General features: G+C 38.0%; 8 protein-coding genes. 3 read left to right on the top strand and 5 right to left on the bottom strand.

What is annotated here, in order from left to right; all coding sequences use genetic code 11:
• Nucleotides 1-8: 8 nt before the first annotated feature.
• Complete coding sequence (locus tag AABK36_RS13545) at nt 9-1,937, bottom strand: PrkA family serine protein kinase (protein ID WP_309938375.1); 1,929 nt, start codon at nt 1,935-1,937, stop codon at nt 9-11.
• 610 nt (nt 1,938-2,547) lie between these two features.
• Here AABK36_RS13545 and AABK36_RS13550 point away from each other — a divergent pair.
• Genes AABK36_RS13550 through AABK36_RS13560 form a run of 3 tightly spaced genes read left to right on the top strand, consistent with a single transcriptional unit; the run spans nt 2,548 to nt 6,928 of the window.
• Nucleotides 2,548-5,274, top strand: a complete 2,727-nt coding sequence (locus tag AABK36_RS13550; RefSeq protein WP_309938374.1) for an aminotransferase class I/II-fold pyridoxal phosphate-dependent enzyme — start codon at nt 2,548-2,550, stop codon at nt 5,272-5,274.
• Complete coding sequence (locus tag AABK36_RS13555; RefSeq protein ID WP_309938373.1) at nt 5,274-5,924, top strand: SRPBCC family protein; 651 nt, start codon at nt 5,274-5,276, stop codon at nt 5,922-5,924. The genes AABK36_RS13550 and AABK36_RS13555 overlap by 1 nt, the downstream gene beginning before the upstream one ends.
• 2 nt (nt 5,925-5,926) lie before the next feature.
• Complete coding sequence (locus AABK36_RS13560) at nt 5,927-6,928, top strand: 3-oxoacyl-ACP synthase III family protein (protein ID WP_309938372.1); 1,002 nt, start codon at nt 5,927-5,929, stop codon at nt 6,926-6,928.
• Nucleotides 6,929-6,972: 44 nt separating this feature from the next.
• Here the strand turns inward: AABK36_RS13560 and AABK36_RS13565 are convergent, their stop codons facing one another.
• From AABK36_RS13565 to tmk, 4 genes are all read right to left on the bottom strand, one after another.
• Nucleotides 6,973-9,570, bottom strand: a complete 2,598-nt coding sequence (locus AABK36_RS13565; protein ID WP_309938371.1) for a thiol protease/hemagglutinin PrtT — start codon at nt 9,568-9,570, stop codon at nt 6,973-6,975.
• A gap of 350 nt (nt 9,571-9,920) precedes the next feature.
• Complete coding sequence (locus AABK36_RS13570) at nt 9,921-10,871, bottom strand: calcium/sodium antiporter (protein WP_309938370.1); 951 nt, start codon at nt 10,869-10,871, stop codon at nt 9,921-9,923.
• A gap of 123 nt (nt 10,872-10,994) precedes the next feature.
• Complete coding sequence (locus tag AABK36_RS13575; RefSeq protein WP_309938369.1) at nt 10,995-11,447, bottom strand: GNAT family N-acetyltransferase; 453 nt, start codon at nt 11,445-11,447, stop codon at nt 10,995-10,997.
• Between the two features lie 9 nt (nt 11,448-11,456).
• Nucleotides 11,457-12,152, bottom strand: a complete 696-nt coding sequence (gene tmk, locus AABK36_RS13580; RefSeq protein ID WP_309938368.1) for a dTMP kinase — start codon at nt 12,150-12,152, stop codon at nt 11,457-11,459.

Genomic DNA, 12,152 nt, shown 5'->3' on the forward strand with positions numbered 1-12,152 from the left:
GCCCCTCCCTAGGCCATAGTTTTTCTAACTCTCATGAACCAATCCACAAGAATTCTAATCTGTTTATTAGTATAACCTCTATCGTTCATTCGCTTTACAAAGTCCTTGTGCTTGCTTTCGTCTTCGACATTCGACTTCGCAGTAAATGAAATCACCGGCAGCAAGTCTTCCGTATTCGCGAATATCTTCTTCTCGATCACATTTTTAATCTTATGATAAGAATCCCAAGTAGGCGTCTCACCTCCATTATTGGCTCTATAACGCAAAACATAATTCGTCACCTCTCCTCTGAAATCTTTAGGGTTGGCGATTCCAGCTGGTTTTTCAATTTTTTCCAATTCAGCATTAAGCACTCCCCTATCCAACATCTCACCTGACTCAGGATCGCGATAGTCATTGCCCTGCATCCAATTATCAGCGTAAATAACATACTTTTCAAAGATATTTTGCCCATAAGTCTGATAGGATTCTATATAAGCTTTTTGAATCTCATCGGCAATGAAGTCGACATACTTGCTCGCCAGCACGGACTTGATAAAATTAAGATACCTTGACTCAATTTCTTTATTCAACTGCATCTTCACCACTTCTTTCTCCAAGACATAAAGCAAATGCACCGGATTAGCCGCAACTTCATCATCGTCATAGTTGAATACTCGTGACAATACCTTAAAGGCGAAACGCGTGGAAATACCTGTCATCCCCTCATTGATTCCCGCCTCTTGTTTATATTCTTGAAGCGACTTCGCAGTAGGGTCTGTGTTCTTCAAAGACTCGCCATTGTAAACCCTCATTTTGGAATAAACGGAAGAATTCTCAGGCACAATCAGTCTTGACAAGACGGAAAACTGTGCCAGCATATCCAGAGTTTTAGGCGCGCAAGGCGCTTCTTTCAAATAACTCTCGCGAATCAATTTCTCATAAATCTTCTTCTCTTCATCTATTCTCAAGCAATATGGAACAGACACCTTGTATATCCTGTCCAAAAATGCCTCATTCTTCTTGTCATTAGTAAACTTTTCCCACTCCGACTCATTCGAGTGAGCCAAGATCACTCCGTCGAAAGGTATCGCTCCTATAGGCTCTGTTCCCTTGAAGTTTTTCTCTTGAGTTGCCGTCAACAAAGGGTTCAAAACCTTTATCGGCGCCTTAAACATCTCCACAAACTCCATAACACCTTGGTTTCCTAGACATAGCCCTCCAGTGTAAGAATAAGCGTCGGGATCATTTTGCTCAAATTCAGCCAGCTTTCTAATATCTACTTTCCCCACTAAAGTAGATATATCTTGATTATTGTCGTCTCCAGGCTCTGTTTTGGAAATGGAAATCTGCTCTTGCTCCGACGGGTACATTTTCACCACCGAGAACTTTCCTATTTCTCCGCCAAATTCCTGCAACCTTTTATGCGCCCATGGACTCATGCATTTTGGCACATAACGTTTTTGCACTCCAAACTCTGTTTCCAACATATCCTTATGATCTGAAAATAATCCCAAAGGACTTTCAAAAACTGGACTTAACTCATCTCCAGCCTTAAGCACATAAATTGGAAATTCTTGCATCAAGGACTTTACTTTCTCCGCCAAGGAGCTCTTTCCTCCTCCTACTGGCCCCATCAAGTAAAGAATCTGCTTCTTCTCTTCCAGCCCCTGCGAAGCGTGTTTGAAAAAGGAAACAATCTGCTCGATAGTCTCTTCCATTCCGTAAAACTCGCTAAATGCAGGATAGCGCTTGATCTTTTTGTTGGAAAATATTCGGCTTAATACCGGATCATGCCTTGTATCAATGATTTCCGGTTCGCCAATTGCTTTAAGGAGCCTTTCAGCCGCGCTTGCATAATACATTTTGTCTTTGGAGCACATCTCCAAATACTCTTCGACTGTCCATTCGTTTTGAACAGCTGAATAATTCTGCTTGATTTTTTCGAATAGCTTCATATCCATTAGGTTTGATTGAACACAAAGTTTAAAAAGCGTCGGATTATAGGCTCCGATAAACCTTACAAATACCTCATACTAAATATTTATTTTATACAAAGATATTTATTCAAAACTCAAGTATAACTCAATTATTAATAACAATATTTTGTTTTACTCATATCTCAATATACGAAATAAAATATTACATGAAAATATTTTTTACATTTTTGTCAAAATAATACATAGAAAAACCCTAAACAAATAAATGGTTTCCGGTAAAATGGAAACCAATTATCAAACATAAAACTATATAGAAAATTAAAAGACCTTAAAAACTTGGAAAACACACTAAATCCAAAGACAACAAATGAAAAATTAACAATTACAAAACATTGAAATATACAAAAAACAAAGCACTAATTTTATAAAAATCAATATTACTACACAAGCATAAACACATATAAAACAAGCTTTAAAAATTAAATATTTATAATATAATATATCTATGTTGAAATAAATCAATTATATTATATAAGAAAATTAGAATCAAAACAAGAAGATATTTATTAAAAATATACTAATTTTGAACCCATAACTTTTTCAATACATTTCAATTACATTTTCAATCATGATAGAAGAAAAAGCATTCGGAATGGAAACCACCACACCCGAAGCTAACATAATCAACCTTGGCTTGGGTGAACCTCATCATTCTCTCTTTCCAAATGATCAGTTAAGAGACATTTGGGAAATTCCCAAAATCAATATGTATTATCCATCTCTTGGAGATATAAATCTTAAAGAAAAACTCATTGAGAGGTACTACAGACAGAATAGTATTGACAACCTAATCATCACCAATGGAGGAATAGGCGCTTTGGATTTTGTATTTCGATCTCACATCCAAAGCGGAGATATCATTTTAATACCAGACCCCGGCTTTCCCCCTTACGAGCAACTGGCAAAACTTCATAAAGCACAGGCGATAAAATACAAGATCAACCTATCATCAAACGACACTTTATTCGATTGGGACTCATTGAATCAACAAATCTCCTATGAAACCTCAATTCTGCTCATCAACAGTCCTCATAACCCAACAGGAAAAGTACTATCCGAAACAGATCGTGATCATCTAGACCACTTGTTTCTCGAATACCCAAAACTCACGATTATTTTCGACGAAGTATATAGAGATTTGATATTCAATGGACAAAAACACATCAATCTTTACGAATGGAGAGAACGAGTTATCTTTATTGGCAGTTTTTCAAAAGTTTTTCCAATCCAAGGAGCTCGAATAGGATGGGTACTTGCGCCAACCGAATCCATAGAAAAAATCAAGCCTTTTATGCACAATTGCATTGGCGCCATTTCTTCATTTGGACAAGAAGTTGCCAAAAAACTTCTGGACAGCAATATCTCCTTCAGCCATTTCCACGATAAAAATGTATCATCAGCAATTAAGATTCTTGATCAATACGGTTTAGAATATATCACGCCTCAAGGAACTTTCTTCATTTTCATCAATTGCCATGCGCATTCTTCACAAGTATGCCAAGAACTAAAAAAGATAGGCATAGAGGCTATTCCCGGAGTAGCCTTTGGCGAGCATTCACACAATTATATCCGAGTCAGCCTATCCAATACTCAAGAGAATATCGAAGAGGGCATGCACAAAATTTGCCAATATATCAAAGGTCAACAAGATCAACACATATTTGTCAAAGATTATATCGCTGATTTTATCGCTGAAAGAGGCTTAAAACATATATTTGGAATGAGCGGCGCGAATATCGAAGACTTGCTATTTTCCATAAAGTCTAAAGAAGAGACTCAAGTCATTTTAGCAAAAAACGAATACAATGCTTGCCTAATGGCAATGAGCGCCTATCTAAAAACCAACCAAATTCAAGTTGTTTACACAACTTCAGGCGGAGGATTCATGAATACTATTCCCATCATCGCGGAAGCTTACACCAGCAGAATTCCAATAGTGATCATCAGCGGACAGGTTCCCGTGCATTTCGAAGGCAAAGGCGGTTTTCAAGACACATCCGGCAAGGGAGATTCATTCGATATCGTCGAAACAACACGTCCAATGACTGCATATTGCAAAAAAATCAAGGATAGTTCGGAAATTCCGAATACTCTCCAAGAAGCTTTTGCTATCAGCGAAATTGAAAAAAGGCCCGCTGTGATTTTCATTCCCAAAAATATATTCTCGGCAAGCTTCATTCCTACTAAACTTATCAAGTTGAATGAAAAAAAGGAAAGTGAAAAGACCAATGACTTATCAACTTTATTAAAAAGCATAAATCCACTGACAAACTCTTGTCTGGTCGCTGGAGAAGAATTAAGACATACAGACTCTTTTGAGGCATTGCAAGAAGATTTGGAGGAGCTTAATATTCCAATCATCGCCACATCTGCTGCAAAAGGAAGCTTCAGCAATGCGCACAAAAACTTCAAAGGCCTGATAGGAATGATGGGACACCAAACCGCAGAAGAAACAATCCTTCAAAGCGAAAATATCATATTCCTAGGCTGCGAGCTGAATGCCATCAATACCTTTGGCGTATCCCCCCTATTGGAAGGCAAGAACATTATCATAATCAATGAATTTCCAACGTTCGAAATCAACAATCTGAAGGCAAAATCTGTGCACAGAATAAAAATGAACTCTTTAAGGTTTCTTAAAGAACTTAAAGAAATTCAACCTTCTTCCAACCTATTGATCGAAACACAATCAATTACTACAGAAAAGCAAGATGAAGATTCATTTACTTCCGAAAACATCATTGCCTCCATCAATAAAACTCTAAAGCCCAAAGATGACATCTTCGTAGACGCCGGAAACACTGGAGCTTTTTGCGTGCACCATTTACGCTCTCAAGGCTTGGGATTATTCTATATCTCTTTGGGGATGGGCGCTATGGGCAACAGCATTGGGGCTGCTATTGGTGCATCCTTCTTTAATTCTCCATCTCAAAGATCTTACGTATTCATTGGCGATGGATCATTCATGATACACGGTTTTGAAATACATACAGCAGTCGAGTACCAACTTCCTATTACCTTTTTTATCTTCAACGACAACGCACATGGCATGTGCACTCTCAGAGAAAAAGTATTCAACTCGGAAGTAACGAACATAAATAATTTCAGGACAACAACATTCGGCAATGGCCTAAGGCATATTTTTCAAAATGTCGAGTCCTTTGAAATTAGCTCTATTCAGGAACTTAACAATACTTTACAATTAATAGAAAACAATAATAAAGTGAATATTCTATCTCTCAATATCGGCAGAGATGAAATTCCACCTTTTAAAATTCTCAATAATAAAGCATAATGATCGAAAAAACAGCAATCATCGAAAACTCACTTGACAGCATCCCAAACCTCACAAGATGCGAGCAAGTTTCCAAAGACGAAATGCAAGGATTAGCAGCGGATTTGACGCATGCGGTTTATTCTCATGACGAATTGTATGAAAACTTTTGCCCTGTGCATAGCTATATTAATTGCCCACCCGAGAAAGTTTTTGAATATATGAGCAACCCTCACTGCCTTGCCGAATGGACATATAGCATGCGAGAGCTTAAACCCGTTGATGACAATGGTCTTTACGTAGGTAGAGAAATGCTTGAAGAAGGCACAGACATTTATTTCAAAGTGATTTCAAACAAAGAAGCCGGAATAGTTGACTATCATTGCGCATGGGACCAAGGAGAAGAGCTTTGGATGGTATATTTGAACAGAATCGTCGACGCTCAACTTGTATTCAACAAACCGGGATCAGTGCTTTTCTGGCAAAACTGCAGACACCCATATTATGACAAAAATCCGCATAAAGATCTAGCTCCAAAAGACAGAGCTTGGGTCGGAGATTTTTGGGATCTTTTTTATGCAGGCCATTCTATTGAGCTACAAAACTTGAAAAACATTTTAGAACACAGACATGCAAACAATCTACCCATAGGCCCTTTAACAAATCTTTAAAAATGAACGATATAACTTTATCCATAAAGGACCTTGCCTACCATTTGCCAGAGCAAATAATTTATAATGATTACTTTGGTGAAGAAGAAAAGCGCAACAAAAGCAAAATGTTCGCTGGCACAAATGAAAGAAGACATTTCAAAGAAGAAGAATTAGCCTCCGATCATATGGAAATATGCGCTCAACAAATCATAGAGCGAAATAATCTAGATCCGGAACAAGATATTGACATGATAGTCACCAATGTTTCATATCCTGATGAACCCTTCACAGGCTCGGGAATTGTATTAGCCAAAAAAATTGGTGCGAAAGTACCTCATGTTTTTGACCTTCACAATACTGGCTGCGTGGCATTCATTAACATGCTTGACATGGTAAAAGCCTACATGAAAAGCTATGGCATCAAGTCTGCTCTAGTTTGCGCTTCCCAAACTGCAGGCGGAAGAATATTTGGCAAAGAAGATACTCGTCAATTAGCTCAATCTTGCGTGCCTGGAGATGGCACCGCCGTAGCTTATGTAACCAATGACAGCGAAAACAAAGTCAGTCATATTACATTGAATAACAACCCTGAAAATGGTGAAGATATGACGTTATACTACGAAGATGATAAAAAGTGGTGGCAAGGAAATAGATCCAGCGGCTCCATAGAATTCCCTGAGTCAAAAACAGCAGCCATATTCATGAGAGGCAACCGATTGGTTCCAAGAGCTATTAAGGATGTATGCAAGCAAGCCGAGATGAAAACATCGGAAATTGATTACTTGATTACCAATCAGCCCAATCCTATTTTCTTAAGAAATTGGCGAGAATCAATCCAGTTGCCAAAAGAAAGGCATCTTGACACATTCGAAAAATATGCTAATTTATTTGGCGCCGGTATTCCTATCACACTTGGCGAACATATGGAAAAAGGTACTTTCCAAAAAGGTGATACTATCTGCTTGGCGGGATTCGCTCATGCGGGAGATTTTTCTTCAGCGGCCATTGTAAAATGGGGTTGATCATTAAAATTAAATTCCCGCCATTGAGGCGGGAATTTAAATAATTATTTTTTCACAAAGCGCAGCTTTTTATTATCTACAGCGCTTCTTATTTCAATGATCCAAACACCTGAATTCATATCAGAAACATCAATGCTTTTCACATTTCCTGCCTTATACACTTTGCCTGACAAATCAATAATTCGCCACTCAATTTCTTCTTCAGCCGACTGAATATTCAATACATTACCCACCGGGTTTGGAGCAATATTCAATTCTCCATCGGTATCAACTAATAATTCAGGCTCGCCAGTTGACATGTCCATAAAATCTGGACCGCTCTGAGGGTTGATATTAACAGCCTCTATGGAAATCTTTATTTCACCAGCTCCATAATAATACGCTTCCGCGACTACATGGTATTTACCCGGAGCCAAACGCGCTTGAATAGTCGATTGTCTATACGTTTCGCACCCGCCATCATCATTTTGCATATATTCAACGCCTTCTTCTGTCAATAAGTGAATATAAGTATCATAAAGAGGTGATCCGCAAGTATTGATAGTCACATCAGCCTCCGTTTGCAATTCAAAATTGTAAAAAATATCCTCGCTCGGCTGATTATAATAGCCTTTGAAATGGTCACCCAAGCCATAAGTCGCTAATGTATTTGTATACGATCTTGATGGCTCATTAATCGCCAATAAGAAAGTTGGTATCGAAGCCGCCAATTCAGAGCCAGGCTTCATAACATACTCTTCCGTTTTTATTTGAGTATTAATCACTCCTGAAGAATTTGTGTAACCTTCCGACACAACATAATACACACCCGGCTCAAGCATTTCCTTCAAATACGAATAATGAGTGCTTGGACAAGATTCATAAGCCTCGTCATTTTCAAAAACCATATTTCCATTCGCATCCAAAAGGTGAATGAAAGTATCCGACATAGGCGAGCCGCAAGTAGAAACCTCCACCTCGGATTTTTTCTTTAATTCAAACTTGTAGAATATATCCTCGCTAGGCTGATTTGTTGAACCAACATACTTGTTTCCATAAGAATCATTGTCTCTGCTATCCACAAAATCATACTCCCACTTATTCTGACCTGTTGGTTTAGGAAGCTCTATTGGATTAAGGAAGGATGACCCCGGCTTTTCAACATAAACCTTAGACTTGATTTGCGTTTTGATGCTTCCATAAGCATCCCTGTAACCTTCAGAAACCAAAATATATGTTCCCGCGGACAACTGAGTTTTAATATAAGAATAATCAGTGCTTGGGCAAGACTCTCTGGCTTGATCATTTTCCAAAACCAAATTGCCATTTTCATCCAAAAGGTGAATATATGTATCTGACATTCCCGAGCCGCATGTTGAAAGCTCAACCTCAGAATTCTTGGTCAATGTAAATCTGTAAAAAATATCTTCGCTGGATTGATTGTTATAACCATTGTAATCATTGCCATAGCTTCTATTGTCTCTCGCATCCACGTAATCAATTTCTCCATTTGATCCAGCTTTAACTTTAATCGGATTTTCCAATATAGATCCGACTTTCCTTATATTATCCGGAATCACATTGAAAATCGCTCCATGATATTGCGTAAATCCTTCAGGATCATCGATCAAATAATAGTTTCCGTTGCCATAGCCTGTCCAACCTAAATTGATATGAAAATATCTATCATGGCTCCAACCGTCAAAAATCATCAAGTGCCCAGCTGTTTCAGATCTACCTCTATAAAGCACTGGCACGCCATTCTGCAAATGATCAATAATCTTTGCCACCCAAGCGTCGTCATTGTAGCTTGAACGATTTTCATAAACGCTTTCAGGATATCCCATTCCTCTCAAAGCTGTCGCCACCTTGCTCGAATATGCATTCGAACCATTGCAACTGTAACTCATATCCACCAAATCGCCACACTTTCTGATCAAATGAGCAACTGCGTCAACCTCAACCTCAGGCGTATTGTTTCTAAGCTCGTCAGGCATATTATCCCAATCAAAATCAAGACTCGGGCTACTTTCATATTTCCAATAAGCCAACACTTGGCTAAAGGCCAAAGCAACGCATCCAGCATAAGCTCTTCCGCAACTTTTAGTCTCACAACCAGTAACTGGAGCGAACTTGTTGTAAGTTCCGTACATACCGCAATCTCGATCATTGTTGTATGATTGGCCCCATTTAGTCGTAGTCATCGGAGCAACTGAAGTTGTATTTGTCAATCTGGAAGAACTACCCTGCTCTATATTTTCCCACTCTCGCTGGGCAGCAGGATTCTCAACACCTTCCGAGACTATTCCATTGACATATCTTTCATAACCTGCCAATAAAAACGACAAACCTTCCGGCATTGAGTTAGGATCAAATGTTCCTTCATCGGTGTAGCCTAAGATAGGTTGAGCATTGTCATCTCCGGAAACAATGGCAAAACCACCACCTTGGTAATTCACCACATAATAACTCTCGTTACCATCGTCCGAAGAAACAATATTTTGCACTTCGACATTGGAAACCCTTGAATTGGGATGGGATGCATAATAATGCTTTAGTGCAATTTGCTTCGCTTTTTCAGAGTTGACTTTCTCAGCGGAAGCATTCATAGCGTATCCTCCAAATACAAGAAGGAAAATCATGCTAAGTAATTGTTTTTTCATTTTTGAAATGTAATTGTAAATGTTGAAAAATAATGATGGGAACAAATCTAGACGTAGAATTAAGCTATTCCAAATTTGATAAGTCATATTATTATATCCACATTTAAGGCATTGAGTACCTTAAAAAGACAAATTGAGTCAATCACATTTCATTTATAATATTTATTAACTTTATCAATAGTTAAAAAGCTGATGTACAGACAAATGACAAACTAAGGAAAAACGAATAATCAAATTTGTCAAAGTAAGAATAATATTAACATTATATGAATAAATTCCATATAGAGATAGAGAAAATAGCGATTTATTTAATTCACCATCATTAAAATATTAACAAATCAGCCAAAAAATCAGAGTTCCTCCACTATAAGATATATCATATATCCCAAATATAGAATCATTAACAAGGCTCCCTCCCATCGATCAAGTTTTTTACGTTGTCCAGTCAGCATAAAAATCAAAAGCAACATGGTTCCGCCTAATAATATATATAAATCCAGATTGAATTTTGGGTTAAAACTTATTGGGTGAATTATTCCGCTAAGAGATAGAATAAGCAACAAGTTGAAAATATTAGATCCAATGACATTGCCAATGGCGATATCGCTATTCTTTTTCAATGACGCTACTATTGATGTCATCAACTCAGGCAAAGAAGTTCCTGCCGCTACTATCGTCAAGCCAATGATTTTCTCGCTCACGCCAAAACTTTCCGCGATATAGACGCTATTTACAACCACAAGCTGTCCTCCTGCCACAAGCCCCGACAAGCCAAGCAATATTAACCCTGCAATCTTCAACATAGACATGCTTGGAACTTCGGTTTCCTGCATTGTATTATTTTTCATCTGCTTGAACACATAATACAAAAAGATAAAAAACGAAACCAAAAGAGCTACGCCATCCGCACGACTCAACCGCGAAGGCAACACAAAGAAAAAATCATTCAGCAAAAAGATGACTATAATCGTTACCGTCAATGAAATAGGAATTTCTTTCCAAGCTGTGGAAGATTGAACCTTGATCGGATATATCAAAGCTGACAAACCCAAAATAATAAACAAGTTAAAATTATTGCTTCCTATAACATTTCCCAATACAATATCCGAGTGGCTTTGATATGCGGCGAAGGTGTTGACAACCAATTCCGGAGCTGAAGTGCCAAAGGCAACGACTGTCAACCCAATCGCCAAGTCCGGCACATTGAATTTCTTTGCCAAAGCAGAAGCTCCATCCACTAACCAATTTGCTCCGAAAATCAAACAAGCAAATCCTACAAGCACTAACAGTATTGAAACCATATCCGTCAAAATGATAATTTAATCGATCACTTTAAACGAATAACTAAAACTATATTATATAGCTTAAAAAAATATTTTGTCGGCAAAGAAACACTTGAGTTATAGATCTGAAAATATCCTTTTTCATAAGCCCTTAGCCAGTACAACCATGTGTTTCAGCTGAAGGCCATTCTCAAAAATAGGGCAAGGATAATTTTCCAAAAAGAAATTATGGCGGATAAATGACATTTCAAAACCCGCCTTTTGATAAATATAAAGTTGTTTTAAAGAAGCATCGCCTGTACCTATCAATAACTGCTTGCAGCCTATCGATTTTGCCTTTTCGCATGCATCCTGCAAAAGCATTTTACCCAATCCTTTTCCTTGCCAAGCATCTTTGACTGCTATATTTTTTATCTCCGATTGCCTGTCGTCAATTCTTGCTAAAACATAGACAGCCAAGATATCGCCTTCATGTTCAAGCAAATAAATATCCGAACCAAAGATATATTTGTCAATGGCTTCCTTCGATTCATCAGCGAGTAGAAGCAAATCATAGGGAACAGCCTCTCCCTTGTTTAACAACCTTATTTTCATGTAAAATAATTAATCGGCTGATGACATTTCATTTATCTTGCTGAATATGACATTATGGATATCTTCCGGCGACAGCCATTCTTTTTGATCCGAAAAACAATCTATACGATGAAAATCTGCCTGCTCATCCAATAATACATTGTACTCTTGGTAAACATTTCTCTGCAATTCAAAAGAGCTCTCATGTATATCCTCTTTGCCATTCAAATACGCTCTATCTTCTCCAGTGCGTTCCTTCTGCAACGATTTCTCGATAATTTCAAGGGGCACATCCAAAAAAAACGAGATATCAGGCTTTGGCAAATCATTATGATTGAACTCAAAATCTAATATCCAACTCTTCAACTCATCTTTTTCTGACTGTGTTGCTACTTTTGCGCATTGAAAAGCGATATTTGAATTAACATATCGATCCAAAATAACAACATAGCCTTCGCTCAACCATTGCAAAAGCTTGCTTTTATGCTCCTTTCGATCTTCTGCAAATAGCAAAGCAACGAGTGTCGGATGCACATCATCCAATTCGCCAAACTCTCCCCTGAGGAACTTAGCGATCAAACCACCATACACCCCCTTATTCAACATGGGAAAGTGAATGTATTTGTATTTCAATCCCAAAGACTCCAACTTCTTAATCATTAGATCAATCTGCGTTGACTTGCCAGCGCCATCCAAGCCTTCTATGGTTATTATTTTACCCAACAT

The organism is Aureibacter tunicatorum (genome assembly GCF_036492635.1).
Lineage (GTDB): Bacteria > Bacteroidota > Bacteroidia > Cytophagales > Cyclobacteriaceae > Aureibacter > Aureibacter tunicatorum.

Bases quoted from the DNA above. Each gene is read 5' to 3' on its own strand.
- AABK36_RS13545 (WP_309938375.1), bottom strand. From the start codon at position 1,937: ATGAAGCTATTCGAAAAAATCAAGCAGAATTATTCAGCTGTTCAAAAC.
- AABK36_RS13570 (WP_309938370.1), bottom strand. From the start codon at position 10,871: ATGGTTTCAATACTGTTAGTGCTTGTAGGATTTGCTTGTTTGATTTTC.
- AABK36_RS13555 (WP_309938373.1), top strand. From the start codon at position 5,274: ATGATCGAAAAAACAGCAATCATCGAAAACTCACTTGACAGCATCCCA.
- AABK36_RS13575 (WP_309938369.1), bottom strand. From the start codon at position 11,447: ATGAAAATAAGGTTGTTAAACAAGGGAGAGGCTGTTCCCTATGATTTG.
- AABK36_RS13550 (WP_309938374.1), top strand. From the start codon at position 2,548: ATGATAGAAGAAAAAGCATTCGGAATGGAAACCACCACACCCGAAGCT.
- tmk (WP_309938368.1), bottom strand. From the start codon at position 12,152: ATGTTGGGTAAAATAATAACCATAGAAGGCTTGGATGGCGCTGGCAAG.
- AABK36_RS13565 (WP_309938371.1), bottom strand. From the start codon at position 9,570: ATGAAAAAACAATTACTTAGCATGATTTTCCTTCTTGTATTTGGAGGA.
- AABK36_RS13560 (WP_309938372.1), top strand. From the start codon at position 5,927: ATGAACGATATAACTTTATCCATAAAGGACCTTGCCTACCATTTGCCA.